We start from the raw sequence: 25,346 nt of genomic DNA, 5'->3' as shown, positions 1-25,346 counted from the left end.
CAAAGGAGACTAGTCTATTCAATTGCCGGAATCGATCGAAAGGACAAAACGCCTTTCACGGGGATCAGCCGTTCTAACCGTTACGCTGACTTCGTCCCCCTCCTTCAGATCGGCAGAGTACTGTTTCTCAGGAACGAGGCCTTCAACCTCATCGCCAAGATCGACTATGAGCCCCGCGCCCGAAAAACCGGAGACGGTACCTTTGACCGTGTCGCCCTCACGGTAGGTCTTGTTGATGGTATCCCATGGATCGTCCATGAGTTGTTTCATGCCGAGCGAGAAGCGTTCGTTCTCTGGATCTATATGGAGAACGATAACCTCCACCTCATCCCCCTTCTTAAAAATTTCAGAGGGATGGGCGAAGTTCTGAACCCATGCAAGGTCGGAAATATGAACCAGCCCATCGATATCCCCGCCGACATCCACAAAAAGTCCAAAATCGGCGATATTCCTCACTGTCCCCTTCAGCTTTGTGCCGAGGGGGTACCTCTCCTCGAGATTTTCCCAAGGATTCGCCTCTATCTGCTTGAGGCCGAGGGAGATCCTCTTATTTTCCAAGTCAACATCTAGGACTATCGCATCAACCGCATCGCCTACGGAGAGAACCTTGGAGGGGTGCTTCACCTTCTTCGTCCAGCTCATCTCGGAAACGTGAATGAGCCCCTCTACACCGTCCTGAAGTTGAACGAAGGCGCCATAATCGGTAAGGCTCACGACCTTGCCGGAAACTCTGGAACCAACCGGATATCTCTCTTCAACATTTTGCCACGGATCGGGCTGAAGCTGTTTCAGACCAAGGCTGACCTTTCCGGATTCCGCATCGAACTTCAACACGACAACTCTTATGTCATCACCGACTGAGAACATCTCGGAAGGGTGATTGATGCGCCCCCAAGTCATGTCGGTGACATGAAGAAGTCCGTCGATACCTCCGAGATCGACGAACACGCCATACTCGGTGACATTTTTCACGATTCCATCGAAAACCTGACCTTCAGCCAAGTTGGCTAAGGTCGCTTCGCGCATAGATTCACGTTCCTTTTCAAGAATGATTTTTCTTGAGAGGACGACGTTTCCGCGCCTCTTATTGAGTTTGATTATTTTGAACTTGTAGCTGTTGCCGACGTACTTATCGAGGTTGCGTGCAGGCCTCAGGTCTATCTGCGAACCGGGGAGGAAGGCCTTCACACCGATATCGACCGAAAGACCGCCTTTCACCTTGGCGACGACAACCCCCTCTATGTCGCCGTTCTGATCGCATATCTCGACCAGGCGGTCCCATGTGCGCATGGCATCCGCCCTCTCCTTGGAAAGGACCATCATCCCATTGTCGCTTTCAACGGATTCAAGGAGTACGGAGACCTCGTCCCCCGGGCTCGCCGTCACTTCACCGTGAATGTTCTTGAACTCCTCAATTGGAATTCTGCCCTCGGACTTAAAACCGATATCGACGATCACGTTGTCGCGCGTGATGCGCACGACCTTCCCTTTGACGATCTCCCCCTCTTTCAAATTTAACGTCTTGGCACGCTCCTCGAACAACCTTGCAAACTCCGTATTTCTCTGCTTCTCCGTCGGCTCTATTCTTACAGCACTCATCTTGTAAAACCTCCCTTTTCCCTTTGAATTTTAAGGTGTTTTGGTCCACCTCAATTGGGTCGGGACCATAGATGCCACAAAATCTTTTGTCAAAGGATTTATGTTATTTCTCAGTACCTTCACGGCGAATGAATCAGATAGCGATCATCAAAGAATTTATCGAATCTAAAAATGCTCGCCATATGGTTAAAAATCATATAGTTATAGGATCAGGCGGCCTGAAACAACCGCTCGAGAAAATTTTAAAACAAGGATATAACTATATGAATAATAAAGATATTTCCCTTATGGATGTGACCGTTCGGGATGGAAGTTACCTGCTTCATTACAAGTACACCCCGGATCAGGTTGCTGCACTCGCGCAAGAACTCGAAGAGGCAGGGATCCAATACATGGAGGTCAGCCATGGTTGTGGCTTGGGGGCGGGCAGAATCCCAGGGCTAGAGGCAGCCGCAAGCGATGAGGAGTACGTAAGTGCAGCAAAATCGGCTGCTCAAAATATCAAAATTGGAGTCATAGGAGGGGGGGCGGCTATCACCTCCTTCTCGGATATTGACGCAGTAATAGAAAAGGTCGACTTCATAAGAGTCGCTGCCAACGTGGACAGCCCTGAGTCGGTTGAAGAGCAGGTGAAATACATAAGGGGGGCTCGCTCCGACATCGAGATGTTTTTTCAGCTCATGCGCTCATCCAGGCGCCCGATCGAAAAAATCATCGAGGCGGCCAAAAAGGTGGAGCAAATGGGAATCGATGCCCTCTATCTAGTCGATACGACCGGGCATTTTCTTCCCGATCAGATATCGGAGATAATATCCCGTCTGAGGAATTCCATTCGTATAAGAATCGGTTTCCACGGACACAACAACCTCGCGATGGCCGTAGCGAACTCCCTGGCGGCGGTCGATGCCGGCGCATCCATGTTGGATGCCAGTCTGAAAGGAATAGGTCGCGCGGGAGGAAATGCCCAGATGGAGATCCTCGTCTCTCTCCTGAAACGCAAAGGATTCGCTGATGGAATAAAACTTGAGAACCTAGTCGCTGCAGCCGATGCGATAATAGCCCCTATCCTGCCTCGCCATCAAGGCATCGATTCCATAGACGTGATGACGGCGGATTCCAACATAGACCTCTATCCACTCCACTTCTATAAAGATATCGCAGAAAAAAGCGGCGTGGAATTTTTAGATCTGATACGGATGCTCGGAAAGAACCCTGATCTAACCGAAGTCAGCGCCGATGCGACATACAAGGCGCTATCGGAGCTGGGAATCGGTGAGGAGCGCCTAAGGGAACTCCGCCAGCAACAGTTCGCGAGCGTAAAAACATCCGGCGTACTCAAGGGTTTTCTGAGACCCGGAGGGAAAAAGCGCCCCTTGGTGCTGGCTCCAATAAAATATGACAACCCTTCAATCGACCCCCCTCAAGAGCTCCTTGACTGGGTGCGTGATGAGCATAAAAATATGGAGTTCACATTCGGCAATTTTGCGCAGAGGAATATTTCAAGGATTGAGGAGGCTGAGATTTTATTTTCACATGAACTGACCGACGAGATCCTTGAAAAGGCAAAAAATCTCAGGTGGTACCACTCGGTTTCTACCATAGCTATTTCGAAAGTCCCTCAAAAAGCGGTGGAACGTGGAATAAAAATCAGCATGCCAAAGGGACTTCACGCCGTTCCAATTGCAGAAACTGCTCTCGGGATGATGCTCTCCCTATCGAGAAAAATACGCGACTCAATACTCCTCCAAGGTAAAAAACGCTTCGCCACACGCGAAATCTATCACGCCTCTCCACCTTCCCGGGAACTGATGCAATCTACCGTAGCGATAGTCGGCGTGGGAGGAGTCGGCACCGCACTGGCACTACTTTGCCGAGCGCTCGGAATGGCCGTGCTTGGAATCACGAGGGATGAAACTGAAAAAAGCGATGCAGTGGATGAGCAGGTTCCATTCAACAGATTCCACGAAGCCATAAAGATAGCCGATTATGTAGTTCTCGCGACCCCCTCGACGGATCTCACACGTGGAATGATGGGGGCTGCCGAATTCGAGATGATGCAAAAACACGCATGCCTTATCAATATTGCCCACGGAGAGCTCGTCGACGAGGATGCGCTATATGATGCCCTGAAAAGAGGCAAGATAGGCGGTGCCGCCTGCGACGTCTTTCAAAGGGAGCCTCTCTCTCGATGGTCAAAACTCTACAAAGCCCCCAATATAATAATAACGCCTCACATCTCAGCTTGGAGCAACATGTACTGGCCCCGGACGATGGCGAGATTCGCCTTGAACTTGGACCTCTACCAAAAGGGCGAAACTCTTCTGGGTGAAATGGATTTTAAAAAAGGATACTGAATTAAAGCTTCCCCTTCAGATTTTCAGCTATGAACTTAATGTCGGATTCCGTGAGATCAGCGTAAAATGGAAGAAAGGTCAGCCTCTCCTGGAGGTCTTCAGTCACGGGCAACCCTGATCCGGCCTTTGCGGAATTAACCCGACAAAATTCCTCCATATGACATGCATGCCAACGGGATAGGATGATGCCGTCTGCAGCCATTTTGGCAGCGAGACTGTCGCGTTTCGCAACCTTGATGGGATAATGTGTAACCACTGGTTCGCCGGAACAGCTCTGCATCTTTAATTTTCCGGACTCTTCCAAATCCGCGAGCTCCAGATCGTAGAATTCCTTTAACCTTCTCCTCCTGCCAAATATCTCCTTTGCGCGCCTTAACTGCTCGATCGCTATAGCAGCGTTGATATCGTTCATTTTAAAATTGCCGCCCGCTAAGAGAATTCCAGCTCCGCCCGTCAAGTCTATTCCCTGATATGCCATCGTAAGGATGCGGTGCAAAAAGCTCTCATCATTGGAAACCATGAGAGCGCCGCCAAGCCCGGTGAGAACTTTCGATGTAGCCAGACTAAAGATGGTCGCCCCCCCTACCCCCAGATTCAAGATTCCAGGATGAAGGCCTCCATTCTTAGAGCCCATCGCTACGGAGGCATCCTGTATAAACGGAATTTCCAAGCCCTTGCGCTCATACAGTTCGAGATATGGAGAAAGATCGGCAAATTGATTCAAGTGGGTAAGAACGATAGCCCTGGTATTATTATTGATGGCCGATTCCAAAAGGTTTGGGTCCATCATCCAGTGATCGGAATCCACATCTATAAATACCGGCGTCGCTCCGGACATGTATATGGCGTTGATTACGCCTACGTAGTTGAATGATGTTGTTATGACCTCTCCTCCCTTAGCTCCGGCCTCGAGGAGAGCAAGATAGAGCGCGGAAGTAGCAGAGGCGAGTCCGGCGGCATAAAATGGGATCTCATCCCAGCCATTTATCTTCATGAAGGAGGTTGAGAGCTCCGATTCGGAGGAGGAGTCGGAAAGATAGGAGATAAAAATATCGGCGAGTTTTTTTACCGCACCGCCTTTGGTATGGATGTAGGAGATGTGGGGCAAAGAAGCATCATCGCACAGAAGCTTGATCACGGATGCAATTTCGGAGGGAACGCCACCCACTCCACGCTCGTACCTCGAAAGAAGCTGCTTGATCATGAATTTAGAAAGCCCCTCGGGACTTTTCAGGAACGGCTTGAATGGAGTGTAATTTTTCATATTAAATCCTCTGCATCAAAAAGATCCGTAGATAATTGCGCCGATCTTTTCCAGAGCTATTAGCGCATCCTTGACGGCCGAAAAACTCTCACCGAGCCGGGAAGCAATCTCTTCGGCAGTGAGTTTTCCTGCGCTTAAGTCCAAAACTCTGCTCTGAATCGGGGAAAGATCATCGGCAACATGGGGAAAGTCGATATTGCCATCGAGGTTCACGACCACCGCACTGGTTCTTATTGGAATCAGTTGCTCAAATGGTTCCTTAGCTGAATCTAAAAACTGATGATACTCTGGCAGTTTGGCAAAAACCCCCTTCCATCCGGAAACGAAGTAGTCATTCCAGTCGATATAGTTATCTGCAACTACAGCAGGATGGAAATTCCCAGCAAGCAATGAAGCCTGAACACACCTCTCATTGCGAAGAGGATCTGGCAATTTCATCATGGCAAATGTCTCTCCAAGCAGATCGAGCATTATATTAAACCTATGCCATATGATTTCACCGCGCGACAAAGCAGCGCTTTCCACGACAGCATTGTTGAACGCGAATGAGGAAAGCAGATCTCTATCCAAAATCTTTAGACCATATTTTTCTGGATTGTCAAAAATATCAGTCCCTGGCAAAGGCGTGAGATATGGAAAAAGCATATTGAGATATCCATTGCCGGCAGCGATCAATTTTCTGGCGTAGGCCTTTGTCCTGGAAATAGTCTCATCACTCTCGAAAGGCCCACCAACGATGAAGTTAATATGTATAAAAATACCCAGACGAGCACATTCACGAACGAGGTCTATCGCATAATCCAGATCGACCTCCTTGTTGTAGGCCTTCAAGACTGATGGAACTCCAGATTCGAGAGCAAATTGGAGAAACCTCAGTCCGGAGTCGTACATCGCGGAGAGGATTTCCGGATTTTCCCTGATGGAATTGACATTCCCTTCCGCATACCAAATGAACTTTTTGCCGCCGCCGATTTTTTTGATCATGTTGCAGAATTCTAGAACCCTCGAAGGATTGACGGTGAATGTATCGCCGACAAGGACTAAAATTTTACTTTCACACATGGGCAACAATTTAAGGATATCTTTCTCGAGCAGATTCATCGACCTGAAAAGTACCTTTGGAGAAAGCGTTCCAGCTGCACAAAATGAACACCTGAAAGTGCACCCCCTTTCAGGTGCGATGGCAGGGAGATATTCAAATGCTGAATCCGGTTCGATCAGGGACAGATCCGGAGATGGAAATGTATCCAGTGAATGGGATGGCGAATCGGGATTTCTTTGATACGACCCTTTGATAAGGTATGAGATCCCCGCTATTTCCGAAAGTCGCTTTCCCGATAGGAGCTCAAGGGATGGAACCTCCCCATTCCCCCTTACCACTATTTCCACATCAAGCTCGGATAGGGTCGATTTATCACAGATACTTGCATGGGGGCCTCCGCAAACCAGAATCGATGCTGGCGAAACGTTTCTGATTATAGAGATGAGCCTCTTAATGCTGTGCAGATAATCCGTATAAAGGGTAAATCCGATGTATCGAGGGGTCGTTGAAGCGAGATAATCCTTAAGCCATGAGATGCTAAAAAACGGACGGGCTGTGTCAACAACCCTGGAACGGTAACCGCTATCTTCTAAAAATGACGCTATTGAAAGCACTCCAAGCGGAGGTATCTTGCTGCTCGCCTTTAGCGGCAAAGTGCCAATGCTGACATTGATAAAAAGAAAATCGACTTTATCCAACCTGCCCCCTAGGTCTTGGACCCTTGTCTTTTAGCATAGAGTCGAGCTTGAAACCAGAAAAAGGAAAAGGGAGGCATCTGAAAAAAGTTCAGGAGATAGGGCATGAAAAACCAGGAAAAACAAAAGGCCCCCATTTTTGGAGGCCTCTCAATGGAGCGGGAGACGAGGGTTGAACTCGCGACATTCACGTTGGCAACGTGACGCTCTACCACTGAGCTACTCCCGCGTAGATTCCGTTACGTCAGCGGCGACCTTGCGTCGCCGGTGGCCGAACCGCGCTAACTACACAGATGGAGAACCCTTGTCAAGAACTTCGCCAGCCGAAGGAACAGATCTGAAGAAGCCGATCGCGTAGTGCAGCCCGGAGGCCATCGAAAATATGAAAGAAGGGACTAAAAGAGCCCATCCTATCAATTTCCAGTTCACACCAAAAAAGGGATAATGCAGAAGCATTCCGACTGTGGCAGAGGATACAAAGGCAGATTTATATTTTCCCCAATGGCTGGCGGATATGACCACCCCCTCATTGGATGCAATAGCCCGAAGTGAAGTAACCGCAACCTCACGCATAAAAAAGAGCGCGACGATCCACGCCGGAATACGATCGAGCCCGATCATCATTATCATGGCAACTATGAAAAGCATCTTGTCCGCCAGGGGATCCATGAACTTCCCAAAAATGGTGATGAGGTTATATTTCCTGGCCAAGTATCCGTCTATCATATCCGAGCTCATGGCTATAACGAATAAAAACGCCGAGAGGAAGGAGAGGGTTTTATTTAAGGATATATTCGGAGAAGAGTCATCCATGAATATCATTATGAAAATCAGCGCTGGAACGGCAGCCAGCCTGCCTAGCGTTATCATGTTGGGCATATTCAGCGGGATTCTATTTGTCATTTCGGGAGCTCTATTTCCAGTAGCTCTCTTTGTCAAAGGGATTGTATCGAAAAGGGTTCTCTGATAGAGCGCCCCTCCATGCCCCACACATTCGATTATCTTATAATCGGCAGCGGTATCGCAGGTCTGACCTTCGCCCTATCCGTCGCAAACTCAGGGTCTGTGGCGATAGTCACCAAGCGCAGGAAGGATGAATCCGCCACTTCAGTAGCTCAAGGCGGAATTGCCGCAGTCATCGATGAATTCGACTCCTTTCAAAGCCATGCCCAGGATACAATTCGCTCCGGCGCGGGATTATGCGACGAGAATGTGGTAAAAACGATCATCGGAGAGGGGCCGGAACAAATAGCGAGGCTCGTAAATTGGGGGGTGCGTTTCACGCGCGGCGAAAAACTCTCTCTCGATCTTACAAAAGAAGGAGGGCACAGCCACCGCAGGGTTATTCACGCAGGGGACATCACCGGCAAGGAGATAGAGGACTCTCTGTTGAAGGCCCTCTCTTCCCATCCGAATGTAATGATCTATGAAAACCACCTCGCAATCGATCTGATAAGATCGGCAGAATCAAAATGCCTCGGCGCATACGTCCTGGATATTCAAAAAAAGAAAGTGCTCAGTTTTGCTGCCAGAAAAATCTGCCTCGCCTCGGGAGGCGCAGGCAAGGTCTATCTGTACACCTCAAATCCTGACATCGCATCGGGGGACGGAATCGCGATGGCTTATCGTGCTGGAGCGAGCATAGCGAATCTGGAATTCGTTCAATTTCATCCGACTTGCCTTTTTCATCCGCAGGCGAAGTCTTTTCTGATATCTGAAGCGCTTCGTGGCGAAGGTGCGGTTTTACGAAGAATCGACGGCGAAAGGTTCATGGAAAAATATGACTCAAGAGGAGATCTCGCCACGCGCGACATTGTGGCTAGAGCTATCGACGCCGAGCTAAAAAGAACCGGCGATGAATACGTCCTTCTCGATGCCACCTCGCTTGGCGAGAGGTTTGTGAAAACGCGGTTCCCTAACATATACCGGCGCTGTCTTCAATTCGGATTCGACATCAGCAAGGTTCCCATTCCGGTCGTACCCGCTGCCCACTATTTCTGCGGCGGAGTCGTAACCGACCTCGACGGCAAGACGGACATAGAAAACCTCTATGCCTGCGGAGAGGTCACCTGCACCGGACTTCACGGGGCCAACAGACTCGCCTCCAACTCCCTTCTCGAATCTGTTGTGATGGCAACACGGGCTGCAAAAAGCGCAAAGGAAGAACTCCTGCGGATGCCAAAAAAGAATATCGGCGTACCGGAATGGGATTCAGGTGACGCGACCGACTCCGACGAAGAGGTTGTAATCACGCAAAACTGGGATGAGATAAGGAGGACCATGTGGAATTATGTCGGAATAGTCAGATCGGACAAACGCCTCGAAAGAGCTCACAACAGGCTGGAGCTTCTTCAGGAAGAAATAAGGGATTATTATTGGAATTTTACCGTAACCAACAACTTGATAGAGCTGCGAAATATCGCCCTCGTAGCCGAACTGGTCGTTCGCTCAGCGATGATGCGCAAGGAGAGCCGCGGTCTCCATTTCAACATAGACCACCCATCGACGGATAAATCGATGAAATATAATACCATTCTGAGGATCTCAAACAGGTGAGCTGAAATCTATTTTTTAACTTTCCAACTGAGAGCAGATGTCCCTATCACGCTGGTGGCAGTCAGGTTGAACTCATCCCCTAGCGGAACTTTCGGAAAAAGAATTCTATAGGCGCGCGACCAGCGATGCAGATATGGAAACATCTGCCTTTCGTAAGGAGTTATGTTGACTTTGGAAATAGACACGGGGTCGATCCTGTCGCCATTTTCTGCGGTCAAATATACCTTCCAAAATGATCCGCTTTCATCGGAAAAATATTTATAATCATCTTTCGTATAGATTCCGACGAAAAATTCCCAGTATTTATCCTGCCGGGCCTGTTGTTCGGATATAAAGAGGTTTTTATGGACATCATCCAGTGCACGATGAAGTTTTAAATGCCTGCTCTCGAATGCCTTCCTGAAATCGTCGCTGAAGAAGGTGGCATTCCAGATTAGCGTCGCGTCCATGTTCTCTATTCTGTATATCCTGTCGGATTTGGTAGCTCTGCTGAGTTTACGATTGTATCCGGCTTCGGCAGAGATTGAAAAAACAGATGCGGCAATCAGTAGCGCGATAACAGAAAATATCTTCGATCTCATTTTTTCCTCCAAGAGCCCTCCCTGGCTGCGAGCCAGCTTGCCATGTCATCCATCACCCTTTTGCGTCCTGTGTCGTGCAGGATATCGTGCAACATTCCTTCGTAAGAAATAATTGTTTTGTCGACCGCAGCAAGCCTTTCGTAAAACGCCTTGCTCCCTTCAGGATCGCATATCCTGTCCGCGGAGCCCGTCAATATGAGAGTTGGAACGTAAATCCTGTGCGCCATGGTCATGACGTACTTAAGTCGGCTCTCTATCTCCACTGCCCCCCCAAGGGAGAGCCTTTTGTGAAAGAACCTGTCCTTCATCAGATATTCTTTTTCATCCTCGTCGGAAGTCATGTCGTCAAAGGAGAATTCGTTATCTACGGTAATAGAAGGCAATATCCTGGCAAGCCTGCGGACGATTTTCTTTTTCCACTCCGGAATTTTTATTATGGGCTCGATAGCCGGCGAGGCGAGAATCAATCCGTCGACATGCCCTCTCTTTTCGACGATGTAGTTTATCGCTATCAGACCCCCGAGGCTCCCGCCTATCAGGATTGTCGGAAGCCCCGGGTCCATCCTGACGCGCACAAATGAAATGAAATGACCAAGATTTTCAAGCAGCGAACTGAAGGATCCGATCTGCCCTCGCTTTCCTGGACTCTGCCCATCCCCTTTTCGGTCGTAAAGAGCACATGCGTAGCCCTGGCACCCCAAGTGGGAAACCAGCTCGTTATATCTTCCGATATGATCTCCAAGGCCGTGGATCATTATGAGCAAGGCCTTCGGAGAATCCGGCAGCCAACGCTGATAATAACACTCAAAGCCGTCACCCAACTTCGCGAACTTCATTTCAACGTTCATCTCCATATTCGCCCCATACGGATAATCCATTGAAAGATCCAATGCAACGATCTTGAGTCAGAAAGCCACCGAAATCCCCGGCGCTAACTTTTTGAAAACGCCTTGAGAAGCTCCTTTTGTTTTTTGGAAAGCTTTTTCGGAATAGTAACTCTGAAATATATCACAAGGTCTCCGTATTTCCCCTTCTGATGAACGTTCGGAAACCCCTTTCCCTTGATGTGAAGAGTCTCGCCGCTTTCTATGCCGTGAGGAATCGTCACCTCTATCTTGGAATCAAGCGTTGGAACTTCTATTTTCTCACCCAAGGCCGACTGTACAAAGGAGATCGGAACCGTGCAGACGAGATCATCTCCATGGCGTTCAAAAAAATCATGAGATTTTACTCTCACAAAAACGTGAAGATCGCCGTCCGCTCCGCCGCCCAAGCCCGCATCCCCCTCCCCGCGAAGGATCAGACGCATTCCATCTTCTATGCCGGCCGGTATCTTCACCTTGAGCTTTTTGCTACCCTTCGAGATCCCGGCTCCGCGGCATTCGTTGCAGGGTTTCTCCAGCTTAGAACCGGCGCCGTTGCAGTGCGGACATCCGGTCTGGATGACGAAGAAGCCCTGCCTCTGCGTCATCGTTCCGCTCCCGCTGCAGTGAACACAAGTTGAACGCATGCTTCCCGGTTCCTCACCCGACCCACCGCAACGTTTGCATCTGATATGCCTCGAGACGGAAATTTCCCGTTCGACGCCGGTTGCCGACTCCCCGAAGGATATCGAGATGTCGTATCGCAGATCATGACCGTGCCTGCCGCTTGAACGGCTCCTTCCAAACCCTCCCATGCCGCCGAAAAATTCCTGGAAGATATCCCCCATCGAACTGAATATGTCGTCGAGGTTGGTAAAGCCACGAAAACCGGAGCCCTCCAAACCCTGATGCCCATATGTGTCATACAGATTCCGCTTATGGGAATCGGAAAGAACTTCATAGGCCTCCGAAGCCTCCTTGAATTTTTCCTCGGACTCGGGATCGCTGTTTCTATCCGGATGAAACTGGAGGGCGAGCTTCCTGTAGGCCCTCTTTATCTCCTCCTCACTGGCGGCACGATCAAGACCAAGAACTTCATAATAGTCACGCTTTATCATAGCAGAATTCTCCACCCACAAGAGATGGTTACCGATGGTGCTGAAATCAATATGTGGGGGGGGGATAAATGCAGAAAAAACCCAATAATGTCAATTATATGACGTCAGATCTCAAATTGGCGCGGGGAAGCGGGGCTTGTATATGGAAAAAACTTAGATTTCATATATTTACACTGGCATATTTATTGCTTATAATCCGCTCAGTTGGAAAGGAGCCTTTTATGAGCATTCTAAAATCCAAGATGAATCTCCCCCTCCTCCTCGCATCGATGACGATCTTCGCCGCCCTGATTCTGAGCTCATGCTCCGGAAAAATCAGCGGCGAAGTTTACTATGACGTGAACGGAAATGGAATGATGGATCTAGACGACCCTCCGGCATCCTTCGTCGAGGTCTCGATCTATCACGATGGCAAAGAGCTGGCCAAGGGACTCACGAGAGAGGATGGAACATTCGCAAAAAAGGCTCAGGGCAAAGGTGAATATTGCGTCCGCATCAACACCTCCTCGATCGAGAAGAACGGGATACCGATCCCCACTGAGGAGATCGAACTCCCATCGAAGGCGCTGATATCAAAAGCGCTCGCAACCGACACATCAACCGACAAGCCGGACAGGGATGGCGACGGAATTCCGGATGAAGAAGACAACTGCATCGACGTCGCCAACTCCGACCAGAAGGATTCGGATGGGGATGGCAAAGGGGATGCCTGCGATGACGACTCCGAAGAAAAAGAGGCAGATGAGGAAGAGGAGCTGGTTTTGGAATATTCATCCGAAAAAGGGTACTGCCGGACATTCAAGAAGGAGCGTCCTGATATGGACGTTTTGATAGGCCTCAAGGTAGATTTCTCCCCTGCTATCGCCGACCTTCCACAGCCGCAGGCGGTGAACTGTTATTCCGGCGAGGAGTACTGCGTCATCCCAATCGCCTATCCGGAGGGATCTTTGGGTCAGCTATGCACTTTGCAGCCGCTGCAACTTCCCGAAGGGCTGACCTATGCCATCGTACCGGCAGATGTCGAAGGCAAAGCCCAGTCGATAAATGGTGAAACGACTCAAAGCAAGGCGAAGAACTCTCAGCCCGCCCCTTCCATATCGCCGAAGGGTGTAGCCGTCAGGCAAATATACGTGGCAGTGGATGAGGGAGCCCCCCTAGGAATCAGCTCGGTGACGATCACTCCAGAGGTCATCTGTGGGGATAAAAAATATAAGCTCAAAACCAGGACGATAAAGATAGTGAATGATCACGATCTCAGGATAGAGCCCGACCTAACCCAGCAAGCTGGCAACAACTTCAAGGTGTCTTTTAAAATTACGAATGCGGGGAAAAGCTGGTACACCGATGGAACTTTCATGGCCGTCGTCGCGGGAGGGCTCAAAATAGACGCGAACAAAATAGGAAAATGCAAAAACCTCGGAACTATGATAAGCTGCCATATAGATAGAATTCAGCCTACCGGGAGTAGATTCTTCACCGTGGAAGGCAAAATCACGAGTGAAAACGAGGTTCATACGGTCCAGTCTTACATCAAGAGCAATAAAAGGCTCCACGAGGATATCAACGGAGACGCCGTTATCTGGACCTCCGATTCGCTTGACTGAAGAAAAAGTTCTTCTGATTCATTATCGAAGGCGGCCAGATGGTCGCCTTTGTCTATTTTAGGCGATATTTTCCCCCCCTTGACTTAATAAATAACTAGTCCCATATCTCCTTCAAAACTACTTTAATCAATTGGAGGAGATAAATGGCTAAGATCATAGGAATAGACCTCGGCACCACAAATTCTTGCGTAGCTGTCATGGAAGGCGGGGAGCCAAAAGTTATAACTAATGAAGAGGGAAGCAGGACCACCCCCTCGGTAGTCGCTTTTACGAAGGATAGTGAAATTCTGGTCGGACAGATCGCAAAGAGACAGGCGATCACGAATCCGGAAAACACAGTATATTCGATAAAGCGTTTCATGGGCCGTAAATACGACGAGGTCCCGGAGGAAATCCGCATAGTCCCGTACAAGGTTGATAAGGAGGACAACGGGGATGTCCTCGTCCGCATCGGCGATAAAAAAATGGCCCCTCCCACCATAGCGGCCCATGTCTTGAGAAAGCTCAAGAAGGCGGCTGAGGATTATCTCGGTGAGACGGTTACAGATGCTGTTATAACGGTCCCGGCTTATTTCAACGACAGCCAGCGCCAAGCCACTAAGGATGCCGGAAAGATCGCCGGACTCGAGGTGAAAAGAATAGTCAACGAGCCGACGGCCGCCGCTCTCGCCTATGGTCTGGACAAGAAAAAAGAAGAGACGATTGCGGTCTTCGATTTCGGCGGCGGAACCTTCGACATTTCCATTCTTGAAGTCGGTGAGAACGTCGTCGAGGTGGCCTCCACCAACGGCGACACCCATTTAGGCGGCGACAATATCGACCAGCGTCTGATGGAATACCTCATAGCCGAGTTCAAAAAAGACCAGGGGATCGACGTCTCCCATGATAAGATGGTCCTACAGCGCCTTAAAGAGGCGGCTGAAAAAGCCAAGATCGAACTCTCGCAGACGATGGAGACAGAGGTAAATCTCCCATTCCTCACCGCGGACGCCTCCGGCCCGAAGCATATGAGCATAAAGATCACTCGTGCGAAATTCGAAGCGCTGGTGGAAGACCTGCTTTTGAGATCAATAGAACCATGTAAGAAGGCGCTGGCAGACGCTAAGAAAAAACCTTCCGACATCAACGAAGTCGTGCTCGTCGGAGGCTCCACAAGAATACCCAAAGTGCAGCAGCTCGTTAAGGAGTTCTTCGGCAGGGAGCCCCATAAAGGGGTCAACCCGGATGAGGTCGTCGCAGCGGGAGCAGCGGTTCAAGCCGGCGTCCTGGCAGGAGATGTCAAGGACATGCTCCTTCTCGACGTCACCCCGCTCTCTCTTGGCATCGAGACGCTCGGCGGCGTGATGACCAGGCTAATCGAAAGGAATACGACCATACCGACGCGCAAAAGCCAGATATTTTCGACCGCCGCTGACAATCAGACCTCCGTGGAAGTACACGTCCTTCAGGGGGAGCGCGACATGGCGGAAGGAAACCGAACTCTCGGGCGCTTCCATCTCGACGGGATACCTGCAGCTCCAAGAGGGGTTCCACAGGTCGAGGTCGCATTCGACATCGACGCAAACGGAATAGTCCATGTCTCTGCGAAGGACAAGGCGACTAACAAGGAACAGAAGATAACGATAACTGCATCCTCCGGACTCTCCAAAGAGGATATAGAAAATCTCGTAAAGGACGCCAAGTCGCATGAAGCCGACGACAAAAAGAGGCGCGAGGAAATCGAGCTCAGAAATCAGGCCGATGCGATGGTCTACAATACTGAGAAGATGCTCAAGGAAAACAAGGAAAAGATCCCCGCGGACGATGTAAAGAAGATCGAAGAGGCATGCGAGGCTTGCAAGAAGGCCGTGGAGGAAAAGGATTCCGCAAAGATCAAAGCCACGATGGAAACGCTCACTCAGGCTTCCCACAAGATGGCTGAAGCCATGTACAAGGCGGCATCTGATAAGTCACAGCCGGAAGGAGGCCCTCAGCAGGGACAGGCCCAATCAGGTGCTGAAGAGAAGAAAAAAGACGATGACGTGGTCGATGCCGAGTTCGAGGAAACGAAGTAACGAAGCGAACAATTTCGGAGACCATTGCTTAAGTAACCTCCGAAAAATCAGCAAATTCAGGGCACTCTAAAAGCTATGCGCTTGTCATCTCCGTAACAGCCGTGACTGGTGAGCGGTCGGAACGGGATTCCCGTTTGCCCCGCGGTAGCGGCGGCTTAAATCATGCGGGAATGACGGCATGCTGAAAGGTTAACCTTGATCTTAACCTTTCGTTTCCTTTCCGGCGACGATCAAAACTATCTCACCTTTGGGAGATTTTTTTTCATAGCGATCGCAAATTTCAGATAGCGGCGCACGAATAATCTCTTCGTGAACTTTTGTCATCTCCCTTGCAGCGCAGGCATCGCGATCCCCCAACACCGCCAGGCAGTCGGCGAGCGTTGCTGCCGCCTTCCACTTCGAAACGTAAAAAACGAGGGTATGTTCAACCGCGCTCAATTCCTCGAGATGTTTTTTCCTCTTTCCTGATTTATCAGGTAGGAATCCGATGAAAGTGAACCGGTCTGTAGGAAGCCCGCCGGAAGAAAGCGCCGCAATCGCAGCACATGCCCCTGGCACCGGAACGATTTCTATCCCCCTCTTCACCGCCTCAGCGAGAAGAGGATAGCCTGGATCGGAAATGCACGGCGTCCCAGCGCTTGAAACCAAGGCGACATTTGCCCCCTCCTCTATCCTGGATATGATAGACGAGGCCTTGTAATTTTCGTTGGCCTTGAAAAAACTCGTCATCGCCGTATGGATATCGAAATGAGCTAAAAGCTTCTTGGTAAGCCTCGTATCTTCAGCCGCGATCAGATCGGCCTCTTTGAGGACTCTTATCGCGCGAAGGGTCATATCTTCCAGGTTGCCTATTGGAGTTGCGACTATGAATAATTTTCCAGCCATCATCGATCCCAGTTCAATTTTTTTGCGATCGGAAGGCGACGCCCGCTCCCAAATGCCTTTGAAGTTATTTTGATCCCGGGAGCGGCCTGTCTTCTTTTATATTCATTCCTATCAATCATATCCACGATCCTGTGAACCAGATCCTTGTCAAACCCTTTTGCCACCATCTCCCGGACTGAAAGCCTCTCCTCTATGTAGGCAGTTATGATAGGATCCAGCTGATCGTATGGTGGAAGCGAATCCTGATCCCTCTGGCCGGGCTTCAACTCGGCGGACGGCGGCTTTTCTATTATCGCATTGGGAATCACTTCCGAATCTTTGTTGATATGCCTCGCCAGAGAATAAACATAAGTTTTGGGAAGATCCGATATCAGCGCAAAGCCCCCTGCCATATCACCGTAAAGAGTGCAGTAGCCTGTGGAAAGTTCCGATTTGTTTCCGGTAGAAATTAGCAGTGCCCCTTCGCGGTTGGATATCGCCATAAGTATGTTTCCGCGTATGCGCGCCTGAATGTTCTCTTCTACCAGTGAAACATCGGTATGGGAGGAGTAGCCAAGCGCCTCGCGATAGCTCTGATAAATATTTCCTATGGGTTGCAGAGAAGTTTTCATGCCGAGATTTCTCGCCAATTTTTCGGAATCGGTGACGCTTTCCTGGGAGGAATAGATCGAGGGCATCATCACCCCGAGGACGTTTTCACTCCCTATCGCCCTACAGGCGACCGCAGCGACAACCGCTGAATCTACTCCACCGGAAAGCCCTATCACAGCGCGCCTGAATCCGCATTTCGACATATAGTCAGCCAGCCCAAGAGTAAGGACCTGCAGGACTTCCTCGTCCCTGCACATATCTTTTAAATCGAATGCAGGATTGTCAGCAAATGTATCCAAGACGAAGAAATCCTCACGAAATGCGGCGCATTCATGCACAATTCTCCCCTTGGAATTACAGGCAAAACTCCTGCCGTCGAATACGAGCTCATCATTTCCGCCCACCATGTTGCAATAAACTATGTCAACTCCATGAGTCTGCGCGGATTTTGTTATGAGCTCCCTTCTGATAAGTTGTTTGCCTATCGTAAATGGAGAGGCCGAGAGATTTAGAATGACGCGAACCCCAGCGTTTGCCAACGCACGCGCCGGATCGCTGCGATAAAGGGTCCTCCCTCCAAAGCTATATAAACTCCACATATCATCGCAGGCGGTCAGACCTACATCGACCCCGGCGACTTTGAAGATATCCTGTTTTGAGGCCGGTTCGAAATATCTCGCTTCGTCAAAGACGTCATACTCGGGGAGAAGTGTCTTGTGCTGGACGAATTTTACAGCTCCATCACCGAGTAACCCTGCGCTGTTGAAAAGCGGCCTGCCGTTTAAACCCTCGTTGATGCTTACAAAACCTATCACTGCGTAAATGCCGCGGGTTGCCGAAGCGATTTCAGAAACGGCCCTCAAATTCGCTTCCACGAAGGCGGGTTTCTCAAGAAGATCTTTGGGAGGATATCCGCATACGGAAAGCTCCGGAAAAAGGACCAGATCAGCGGAAAGCCTTTTCGCCCTCCTTATATTCTCGATGATCTTCCGGACGTTTCCATCAAAATCCCCTATCGTCGTATTTATCTGCGCTGCTGCTATCTTCATAATATGTGCCGATCCTTAGGTGCGCAGCCGGTTAAAGTCAACAGGCTGCTAAGATGAGGTGGAATATCCATTGAAAGAGGATCGCTATCAGGAAAAGGAGTGAAACAATCTGTCGACCTCTGTCGCTGAGAAGATCAGGGACTGATTTATCGGAAAAAACCTCAAAGAGATCCCTGATGAACATATAAACGAAAAAGAGGGCTATCAATATCCCCAGAGGGTGGAGATCGATACTCTCCCTGACCCTGCCTCGGGAAAGCGCTGCGAAGGAACTCGTAAGGCCGCACCCGGGGCATCTGATGCCAGTGGCAAATCTTATTCCGCAGAGAGGAATTGACTCAAGATTGGAAGCACCGCCGAGGATGTAGGCAAATAAAAATAGAGCCGGGGTCACAAACAGGAAACCCCGGCTCCATATGGAATTCAAAACCCGGCTTGAGGAAATATTCACGACAGCCCTAGAGCAGGCCTGCTTTTTTAGCAGCGATATCGCCAAGGAACGGTATCCTCCAGCGCTCTCCCTGATAGGCCTTAACCATACAGACTATCCAGAGGATGAATGCGATAAGCATGAGGATGGGGACGAAGAACCCGACGATTATCCCCAACACGCTGGCGATCATTCCCAGTATTGCAGCAACAATCTGGAGGGCGATCATGGCGACTATGTAAGCCACCCCAAAGATCATCGACTGCCACGCATGAAAGCGGACATCCTTATTGCTCTTTTCGATGAGCATGAAGATAATTCCGGTGATCGGAGCGCAGATGTAGCACAAAAGCCCTGCGATATTAGGCGTTAATCCGGTTTCGGTCCCACCGCCAGAAGGCTTCTGAGGCATCCCCTGATTTTGCTGACCCGCTGATATCATAATTCCCCCCTGTTTTTTGGCTGTTATGCACAATTTTACGCCAACTTGCAAGAATCAATACATCGAATCGATTAGCCTTCGATATTTCAGCGCTATAAAATTACGTCGGAATTTCAAGGTGGGAGTCAGTTCGCCCCCATCTATCGTAAAAGAGGAGTCGATTATCTCCATCTTCTTTATAGTCTCAAAGGAAGCTAGATTTGCATTCACCTCCTCGACATGTTTCCAGATTACCCTTCGAACATCGTCGCTCAAAGCAAGGTCAGATTCCGAATCGCTGTGGACTCCGAGTTTTCTCAGGTAGGCCAAGAGCTTCGAACGGTTCAACGTGATAAGTGCCGTAAGATAGGGGCGTTCATCCCCATATACCATCACATGCTCGATATACGGAGAGGCCGAAAGCGCCTCCTCTATCATCGTCGGAACTATTTTCTTACCGCCCGATGTGACGATAACCTCCTTCCTTCGCCCGGTTATACGAAGGAATCCGTCCCTGGAATATTCACCCAAATCGCCGGTCTTGAACCACCCATCCCGAGTAAAGGACTCACGGGTCTCATCGGGGCTGTTTAGATATTCTTTAAAAACCGTCGGTCCCCTCACCAAGATCTCGCCATCTGCGGATATCCTGATCTCGCTTCCAGGGATCGGTTTGCCCACGGTGCCGAAGCGGAAGTCATCCTTCCTGTTGACCGTTATCGCAGCAAAGGTCTCCGTAAGACCATACCCCTCCAAAACAGAAATGCCTACGGAGTGAAAGAAACTGGCTACATCCTTTTTAAGCTTAGCCCCGCCGCAGATGAAACATTCCAGCCGGCCTCCGAGCCGCTTCTGAAGTCTGCTGAAGATAAGGATCCTGGCTATAAAAAATTTCAGCCTGAGCAGAAGAGGGATACTGCGATGTTTTCGATCGAGCTTGCTAAACTCCCTTCCAACGCCAAATGCCCATTCGAATATCCACCTGAGAAGCACCCACCGTTTTGATACGTACTCATCGACACGGGCGTGTATCTTCTCTAGCATCCTCGGAACTCCGCAGACAAAATGCGGCTGGATCTCCTGATAGACTTTGGGTAGCCTGTTTATGTCGTTTGCAAAAGCGGTCTGGGAGCCGTGGACCAGCTGATAGACCTCCATCATACGCCCAAGAACGTGCGCCAGCGGCAACCAGAGAAGCCCGATCTGGTCGCTTTTGAAATCGAATATCTGCTCGATGGAACGAATCTCGGCCAGAAGATTTCCATGGGTAAGCACTACCCCCTTGATCTCCCCTGTCGCCCCGCTGGTATAGACATAGGTGGCTGTATCATCGGCTGAGATGGATTCGAGAGCCTTAGCAATCTCATTCAAATCCTCATCAGATGGCCCCATCATTATGTCTTCCAGGTTTTGGCAGCCCCCGCAGGGATCTATTGAAAGGATCTTTGTTGAATCGGTTTTACCCAGAAATTCGACGGAAGATTCAGCTATCTCGAATAATTCGGAATCCTCAGCGATTATGAGCTTCGCACCGCTATCGCGTATTATATGACTGAGTTTTTTCAGTTTAAAAGAATGATAAGCGGGAACGGAGATCCCCCCAATGGCCATCACCGCGAAATCGGCGATCGCCCATTCATATCTGGTTTTGCTGTAGATAACCGCCGCATCTCCTTTTTTTAGACCGATCCTTTTTAGGGCGGCGGAAAGGGCAAGCACCTTGCGGCGCATCTCACCCCAAGTGAGAAAATCCCAGCTTCCATCCCTCTCGAAGTGAGCGCAGGGAAGCTGTTCATATCTGTGCGAAACATCAACAAAGGCCTGAACTATATTATCTGCCATATTGTTATAAATATCGATGCTTTATATTTTTAAGTTAAAGCTCGAATTGAAATACATCTTCAAAAAGCTCTATATTTTCACCCCCCTCTTTTTGCTCGATTGCAATCACATCAAAAAAACAGGGGGGCGGGTCATCAGGATCGAAGGTATTTGAGGAATCCATAAGGAAACATTCGGAGGCGAGCAGCATCTTCCGCTGCTTTTTGTCGGTGATAGCGTCAAGGGGGGATACGAAGTCATCCGAAAAACGGGTTTTAACCTCTATAAAATGAAGCTCATCCCCTTTTTGAGCGACTATATCGAGTTCACCTGGACCATAGGATAAATTTCTCCCTATTATTTTAAATCCTCTGGAAGAAAGAAATTCCGCGGCCAGATCCTCCCCGTAATTACCAAAGACCCGATTATTAACTCCCGTTTTGGGCATAAGATATTAAAAACCCTTGCAAATCCATCTATGTCACGCTATATGCCCCCGACTTTAACAAGAGCAATAACGGAGGATTTCAATGCCGCGCACCTGTGCCATTTGTAAAAAAGGGCTTCTCGTAGGCCGTAACGTCTCTCATGCGAACAACAAGACCAGGAAGGTCTCCCTTCCAAATCTTCAACGCGTACGCGTGAAGACTGCCGGAACCGTAAAACGCATGCAGGTTTGCACCCGCTGCCTTCGCTCCGGCAAGATTGAAAAGGCCTAGATTCACTCCCTAACCCTTTCCACGGAAATGATTCCTTTCACCCTCTCGAGCGCCTTCATGACGTTGCGCAGTTGGGCGAGGTCTTTTATTTCGACATCGAAACTGTTGGTCGCTGTTTTATCTTCATTTACTGTGATTGAAGCTCCTGCGATGTTGCTCCCCTGAGAGGTAATCGCCTCCGTCATTTTGGCGAGGACCCCCGGAAGATCGGCGCAAACCACCTTTATCCTGGCTACTCGTGAGGCCGCGTTGGATATATCCCATTCCACCCTTATTAATCTCTCCGGATTTTGGCCCAGAACTTTTGCGCAGTTAGTTACGTGAACCGAAACACCTCTTCCCCTGGTGACAAAACCGATGATCGGATCTCCCGGTATCGGGTTACAGCATTTGCCGAATGAAACCAGCATATCTCCCATCCCGCCGACTTTTACCAGGCCCTTCGAGCTTTTGATCTTGCTTACGATTTTACTGATCACCGACTCCTGTGCCCGCTGCCCCGGCGCCTCACGGGAATCGGATTCTTCTCCGCCCTCGGGAAGGAAAAGCGAGATGATCTGCTTTGGAGAAATTTTGCCGTAACCTATATTAGCGAGTATCATCTCGACATCGTATGATGATTTTTTTGCAAACTCCTCGAGTTCCTTGCTTTTGACGACTGTATTGACGTTGAGCTTGTATTTTCTGCATGCCTTTTCAAGCAGCTCGCGCCCTATCAATACAACTTTCTCGTGCTCCTCCAAGCGCAGGCGTTGCCTGATTTTAGCCTTGGCCCTCGAGGTGGCAACAAATGAAAGCCAGTCTTTGTGGGGCTGAGTTTTTTTGCTGGTAATAATTTCTACGGTATCACCGCTACGGAGGTTGTACCGCAGAGGAACGATCTTGCCGTTGATCTTGGCGCCAACGCAGGAGTGCCCGACATCGGTATGTATAGCATAGGCAAAATCCAGCGGGGTGGAACCTCGGGGAAGCTCCAAAAGTTTTCCTTTGGGGGTAAAAACATAGACATCATCGGCAAAGAGATCAAGTTTGACCGTATCCAAAAATTCTGCGGGATCAGAAAGCTCGTTTTGCCATTCGAGGAGTTTCCTGATCCACTTGAACTTCATCTCATCCTTGTCCTCGATGAGCCGCCCTTCCTTGTATTTCCAATGTGCCGCGATGCCATGTTCCGCGACAAGGTGCATGTCGTGGGTTCTGATCTGAAATTCAACCCTTTCGCCTTGAGGACCTATCACGGTGGTATGCAATGACTGATAGTTGTTCGCCTTTGGCATCGCTATGAAATCCCTAAACCTTCCGGGAACCGGCTTCCAAAGGGCATGTATCGCCCCCAGAACTTCATAGCACTGCTGAACGCTGTCGACGATAAGCCTGAACGCCGCAATATCATGGATCTGGTCGAAGGGAATATGCTGGCGCTCCATCTTCTTCCAGATGCTGTAATAATGTTTTATTCTCCCCTGAACTTCGCAGGGGATATTATGCTCTTTCATCTTATCAACTATAACTTCGCGGACCTCCTTTGAGAACTTATCGCGCCGCGCCTGTCCCTTTTTGATCTGCTCGTCTATCAGATGATAAATGTCGGGCTTCAGAAATTTCAGGCAAAGATCTTCCAGCTCCACTTTCATTCCTTGAATACCGAGCCTATTGGCTATGGGTGCATAGATGTCTATCGTCTCCTGAGCGATGTCCATCTGCTTCATCTCAACCATATGCTCGAGGGTGCGCATGTTGTGGAGCCTGTCGGCGAGCTTGATGATGATCACTCGGATATCCTTGGCCATCGCCATGATCATCTTGCGGAAGTTTTCGGCCTGGCGCTCCTCTGAAGTTGTAAACTTGACTTTGGAAAGCTTGGTCACACCATCTACCAGATCTTTCACCTCGGCCCCAAAAAGCTGTTCGATCTCCTCGAGAGTTGCCACCGTATCTTCGACAGTGTCATGAAGAAATGCGGTGGCTATAGAAGGTATATCCAGCTTCATGCCCGCGAGAATACCTGCGACCTCCATCGGGTGGGTGAGGTACGGCTCTCCGGAGCGCCTGGTCTGACCCTGATGAACCTTTGCAGCAAAGACGTAGGCCTTCTTGATGAGATCGAGATCGGCCTCCGGATTGTAGGCCGAGATCATGTCCAGGATGTCGTTTAGCCTCATCATTGCGTTATTCCACGTTTTGAACCTGTTCTCGCAGCCTTTCAAGCTCAGCCTTGCACTCCACGACTGTTTTGGAGATGTCGGAATCGGACGCCTTCGAACCTATTGTGTTGATCTCACGATTCATCTCCTGAAGAAGAAAATCGAGTTTTCTTCCTATGGCATCCTTGGAAGATAACAGTGCTCTGTACTGCTTCAGATGGCTCTCGAGGCGAACCAGTTCCTCGGAGATATCCTGCCGCCCGCCGAGATATGCCGCCTCGAGCTGCAGGCGCTGTTCCTCCATGGGAGTGTCGCCAAGCACTCCATTCATCCTGCTCTTTATTCTTGCTATATTGTTACTTTTGGCTCTCTGAGAATGCTTCTTCATCGACCTGACCATTCCTGCAACCAAGGCAAGCCTCTTTTTTTGATCTGCTGCGATATGTTTCCCCTCGGCAAGGCGCATCGTGGATACGTGCTTGATGGCAACATCTATCACCTTGGATATCTGTGGCCAGAGCTTTTCATAAGAGCCGCCGCGCTCCTCTATCTGGATTATCCTGTCCAGCCCGACAGCATGAAAAAAATCGACCTCACCTGAAAGACCGAGCTCTTTTTTCAGGTTCTTGATGGCTAGCTGATATCTCTTCGCAAGCTTCGTATCTATGGTGATTTCGACTCCGCCAAAGAGAGGTTCCTTTTCCTTTATGAATATATCGAATTTACCACGACCAAACTTTTCCTGAATGCGTTTTCTGATCAGGTGCTCGATTGAAGTCATCCTGCCCGGAATCTTCACGATCAGCTCGTTGTATCTGTGATTTACCGACTTGATCTCCACAAAAAGGCGGCCCTGCCCCGCCCTTCCCTCAGCCGTGCCATAGCCCGTCATCGAGTGCATCTTGCCCCCTGTTTAAGAATCGTAGGATATCGTCGTTTCGCCGAGCTCTATGACGTCGCCAGGCGCCAGAAGCTTCGATTCGATTTCTTTGCCGTTTACGTAGGTTCCGTTCTTGCTGACGAGGTCTAGTATCCCCACTCCCGCTTTATCGTAGAAGAGCATCGCGTGTATTCGAGAAAGGCTAGTGTCGGTGAAAACGACATCGGGCGATCTGCGAAATGATCCTAAGCCGCCCCCTTTCTCATCTCCAATTTGCTCGGATTTTTTGAACTGTTGGTTGATATACTGAAGGACGAGACGCCTTGTGGATTCATCCAGTTCCAAAGCCAGATCGACGTTGAAAACGGAGGTCTTGTTCTCGTCGAGGCTGGCCCTTCCGATAGCACGGCACGTTCCCATTTCTATCTGAAAGATCATGTTGCTGTCCGGACCATCTATGACACGAAAAGTGACGGTAGGAAGTTCACCTGAAAAATTCTCTCCGGTGGACTTGAGAGCCCTCGCCTCATCGAGAGCCATCACAGGAATACCATTCCTTATTGGATATCGGATTTCACATTTACTACAGAGAAGCACCTTGCCGCCATCGGCTTCGTTGATGGAGCCTTTGCATTTTGGACAGGCCAATATGGCAAGGAGCTGCTTATCCAAATTG

21 protein-coding genes and 1 tRNA gene are annotated in these 25,346 nt (G+C 49.6%); 5 read left to right on the top strand and 17 right to left on the bottom strand.

Annotated features, from left to right (window positions below; translation table 11 throughout):
• Positions 1–18 precede the first annotated feature (18 nt).
• Complete coding sequence (locus GX659_01450; protein ID NLD27455.1) at positions 19–1,599, bottom strand: 30S ribosomal protein S1; 1,581 nt, start codon at positions 1,597–1,599, stop codon at positions 19–21.
• A gap of 263 nt (positions 1,600–1,862) precedes the next feature.
• Between GX659_01450 and GX659_01445 the strand changes: the two genes are divergently transcribed.
• Entirely contained in the window at positions 1,863–3,953 is a 2,091-nt protein-coding gene (locus tag GX659_01445) for a hypothetical protein (protein ID NLD27454.1), read from the top strand.
• 1 nt (position 3,954) lies between these two features.
• Here the strand turns inward: GX659_01445 and GX659_01440 are convergent, their stop codons facing one another.
• The 4 genes from GX659_01440 to pgsA form a co-directional block, all read right to left on the bottom strand.
• Positions 3,955–5,217 carry a hypothetical protein gene (locus GX659_01440; protein ID NLD27453.1) on the bottom strand — a complete coding sequence of 421 codons (1,263 nt, stop codon included), beginning with the start codon at positions 5,215–5,217 and terminating at the stop codon, positions 3,955–3,957.
• Positions 5,218–5,232: 15 nt separating this feature from the next.
• On the bottom strand, positions 5,233–6,957 hold the full coding sequence (locus tag GX659_01435) for a B12-binding domain-containing radical SAM protein (protein ID NLD27452.1): 1,725 nt from the start codon (positions 6,955–6,957) through the stop codon (positions 5,233–5,235).
• 151 nt (positions 6,958–7,108) lie between these two features.
• Positions 7,109–7,183 (bottom strand) — tRNA-Gly (locus tag GX659_01430).
• A gap of 56 nt (positions 7,184–7,239) precedes the next feature.
• On the bottom strand, positions 7,240–7,857 hold the full coding sequence (gene pgsA / locus GX659_01425; protein ID NLD27451.1) for a CDP-diacylglycerol--glycerol-3-phosphate 3-phosphatidyltransferase: 618 nt from the start codon (positions 7,855–7,857) through the stop codon (positions 7,240–7,242).
• 78 nt (positions 7,858–7,935) lie between these two features.
• On the opposite strand from pgsA, the gene nadB reads away from it, so the two are divergent.
• Positions 7,936–9,510: an L-aspartate oxidase gene (gene nadB / locus GX659_01420; protein ID NLD27450.1), complete on the top strand. Its 1,575-nt coding sequence runs from the start codon at positions 7,936–7,938 to the stop codon at positions 9,508–9,510.
• A gap of 8 nt (positions 9,511–9,518) precedes the next feature.
• Here the strand turns inward: nadB and GX659_01415 are convergent, their stop codons facing one another.
• From GX659_01415 to dnaJ, 3 genes are all read right to left on the bottom strand, one after another.
• Positions 9,519–10,091 carry a hypothetical protein gene (locus GX659_01415; protein NLD27449.1) on the bottom strand — a complete coding sequence of 191 codons (573 nt, stop codon included), beginning with the start codon at positions 10,089–10,091 and terminating at the stop codon, positions 9,519–9,521.
• Positions 10,088–10,945: an alpha/beta hydrolase gene (locus GX659_01410; protein NLD27448.1), complete on the bottom strand. Its 858-nt coding sequence runs from the start codon at positions 10,943–10,945 to the stop codon at positions 10,088–10,090. Before GX659_01410 ends, GX659_01415 begins: the two co-directional genes overlap by 4 nt.
• A 77-nt stretch (positions 10,946–11,022) precedes the next feature.
• Positions 11,023–12,072 carry a molecular chaperone DnaJ gene (gene dnaJ, locus GX659_01405; protein NLD27447.1) on the bottom strand — a complete coding sequence of 350 codons (1,050 nt, stop codon included), beginning with the start codon at positions 12,070–12,072 and terminating at the stop codon, positions 11,023–11,025.
• A gap of 221 nt (positions 12,073–12,293) precedes the next feature.
• Between dnaJ and GX659_01400 the strand changes: the two genes are divergently transcribed.
• The gene (locus GX659_01400) at positions 12,294–13,676 is read left to right on the top strand and encodes a hypothetical protein (protein ID NLD27446.1); all 1,383 of its coding nucleotides are present in this window, start codon (positions 12,294–12,296) and stop codon (positions 13,674–13,676) included.
• 143 nt (positions 13,677–13,819) lie between these two features.
• Complete coding sequence (gene dnaK, locus GX659_01395) at positions 13,820–15,730, top strand: molecular chaperone DnaK (GenBank protein ID NLD27445.1); 1,911 nt, start codon at positions 13,820–13,822, stop codon at positions 15,728–15,730.
• 201 nt (positions 15,731–15,931) lie between these two features.
• On the opposite strand, the gene rsmI is transcribed toward dnaK, so the two are convergent.
• The 6 genes from rsmI to GX659_01365 form a co-directional block, all read right to left on the bottom strand.
• Entirely contained in the window at positions 15,932–16,615 is a 684-nt protein-coding gene (gene rsmI, locus GX659_01390; protein ID NLD27444.1) for a 16S rRNA (cytidine(1402)-2'-O)-methyltransferase, read from the bottom strand.
• The gene (locus GX659_01385) at positions 16,615–18,255 is read right to left on the bottom strand and encodes an NAD+ synthase (protein NLD27443.1); all 1,641 of its coding nucleotides are present in this window, start codon (positions 18,253–18,255) and stop codon (positions 16,615–16,617) included. The genes rsmI and GX659_01385 overlap by 1 nt, the downstream gene beginning before the upstream one ends.
• A 37-nt stretch (positions 18,256–18,292) precedes the next feature.
• Positions 18,293–18,706: a DUF2752 domain-containing protein gene (locus GX659_01380; protein NLD27442.1), complete on the bottom strand. Its 414-nt coding sequence runs from the start codon at positions 18,704–18,706 to the stop codon at positions 18,293–18,295.
• Positions 18,707–18,713: 7 nt separating this feature from the next.
• Positions 18,714–19,097, bottom strand: a complete 384-nt coding sequence (locus GX659_01375; protein NLD27441.1) for a DUF4870 domain-containing protein — start codon at positions 19,095–19,097, stop codon at positions 18,714–18,716.
• An 84-nt stretch (positions 19,098–19,181) separates the two neighbouring features.
• Entirely contained in the window at positions 19,182–20,948 is a 1,767-nt protein-coding gene (locus GX659_01370; GenBank protein NLD27440.1) for a long-chain fatty acid--CoA ligase, read from the bottom strand.
• 34 nt (positions 20,949–20,982) lie between these two features.
• Positions 20,983–21,375, bottom strand: coding sequence for a YraN family protein (locus tag GX659_01365; protein ID NLD27439.1), 393 nt, complete (start codon positions 21,373–21,375; stop codon positions 20,983–20,985).
• Positions 21,376–21,457: 82 nt separating this feature from the next.
• Between GX659_01365 and GX659_01360 the strand changes: the two genes are divergently transcribed.
• Positions 21,458–21,646, top strand: a complete 189-nt coding sequence (locus GX659_01360; protein ID NLD27438.1) for a 50S ribosomal protein L28 — start codon at positions 21,458–21,460, stop codon at positions 21,644–21,646.
• 2 nt (positions 21,647–21,648) lie between these two features.
• On the opposite strand, the gene GX659_01355 is transcribed toward GX659_01360, so the two are convergent.
• From GX659_01355 to GX659_01345, 3 genes are read right to left on the bottom strand one after another with little or no spacing between them, the layout of a single operon-like run.
• Entirely contained in the window at positions 21,649–23,811 is a 2,163-nt protein-coding gene (locus tag GX659_01355; protein NLD27437.1) for a bifunctional (p)ppGpp synthetase/guanosine-3',5'-bis(diphosphate) 3'-pyrophosphohydrolase, read from the bottom strand.
• Positions 23,812–23,815: 4 nt separating this feature from the next.
• On the bottom strand, positions 23,816–24,691 hold the full coding sequence (locus tag GX659_01350) for a YicC family protein (GenBank protein ID NLD27436.1): 876 nt from the start codon (positions 24,689–24,691) through the stop codon (positions 23,816–23,818).
• Positions 24,692–24,703: 12 nt separating this feature from the next.
• Positions 24,704–25,342 carry an FHA domain-containing protein gene (locus tag GX659_01345; GenBank protein ID NLD27435.1) on the bottom strand — a complete coding sequence of 213 codons (639 nt, stop codon included), beginning with the start codon at positions 25,340–25,342 and terminating at the stop codon, positions 24,704–24,706.
• Between the last annotated feature and the right edge of the window lie 4 nt (positions 25,343–25,346).

The sequence above is a fragment of the Myxococcales bacterium genome (assembly GCA_012513515.1).
In the GTDB taxonomy this organism is placed as follows: domain Bacteria; phylum UBA10199; class UBA10199; order 2-02-FULL-44-16; family JAAZCA01; genus JAAZCA01.
The sequence above is the reverse complement of the archived record's forward strand: the minus strand, read 5'-3'. Positions and strand labels throughout refer to the sequence as shown.

Coding starts and splice junctions, on each gene's coding strand:
- GX659_01360 (NLD27438.1), top strand. CDS start 21,458: ATGCCGCGCACCTGTGCCATTTGTAAAAAAGGGCTTCTCGTAGGCCGT.
- GX659_01440 (NLD27453.1), bottom strand. CDS start 5,217: ATGAAAAATTACACTCCATTCAAGCCGTTCCTGAAAAGTCCCGAGGGG.
- dnaK (NLD27445.1), top strand. CDS start 13,820: ATGGCTAAGATCATAGGAATAGACCTCGGCACCACAAATTCTTGCGTA.
- GX659_01375 (NLD27441.1), bottom strand. CDS start 19,097: ATGCCTCAGAAGCCTTCTGGCGGTGGGACCGAAACCGGATTAACGCCT.
- GX659_01385 (NLD27443.1), bottom strand. CDS start 18,255: ATGAAGATAGCAGCAGCGCAGATAAATACGACGATAGGGGATTTTGAT.
- GX659_01370 (NLD27440.1), bottom strand. CDS start 20,948: ATGGCAGATAATATAGTTCAGGCCTTTGTTGATGTTTCGCACAGATAT.
- GX659_01410 (NLD27448.1), bottom strand. CDS start 10,945: ATGGAGATGAACGTTGAAATGAAGTTCGCGAAGTTGGGTGACGGCTTT.
- GX659_01445 (NLD27454.1), top strand. CDS start 1,863: ATGAATAATAAAGATATTTCCCTTATGGATGTGACCGTTCGGGATGGA.
- GX659_01450 (NLD27455.1), bottom strand. CDS start 1,599: ATGAGTGCTGTAAGAATAGAGCCGACGGAGAAGCAGAGAAATACGGAG.
- GX659_01400 (NLD27446.1), top strand. CDS start 12,294: ATGAGCATTCTAAAATCCAAGATGAATCTCCCCCTCCTCCTCGCATCG.
- dnaJ (NLD27447.1), bottom strand. CDS start 12,072: ATGATAAAGCGTGACTATTATGAAGTTCTTGGTCTTGATCGTGCCGCC.
- rsmI (NLD27444.1), bottom strand. CDS start 16,615: ATGGCTGGAAAATTATTCATAGTCGCAACTCCAATAGGCAACCTGGAA.
- nadB (NLD27450.1), top strand. CDS start 7,936: ATGCCCCACACATTCGATTATCTTATAATCGGCAGCGGTATCGCAGGT.
- GX659_01415 (NLD27449.1), bottom strand. CDS start 10,091: ATGAGATCGAAGATATTTTCTGTTATCGCGCTACTGATTGCCGCATCT.
- GX659_01355 (NLD27437.1), bottom strand. CDS start 23,811: ATGATGAGGCTAAACGACATCCTGGACATGATCTCGGCCTACAATCCG.
- GX659_01365 (NLD27439.1), bottom strand. CDS start 21,375: ATGCCCAAAACGGGAGTTAATAATCGGGTCTTTGGTAATTACGGGGAG.
- pgsA (NLD27451.1), bottom strand. CDS start 7,857: ATGACAAATAGAATCCCGCTGAATATGCCCAACATGATAACGCTAGGC.
- GX659_01350 (NLD27436.1), bottom strand. CDS start 24,691: ATGCACTCGATGACGGGCTATGGCACGGCTGAGGGAAGGGCGGGGCAG.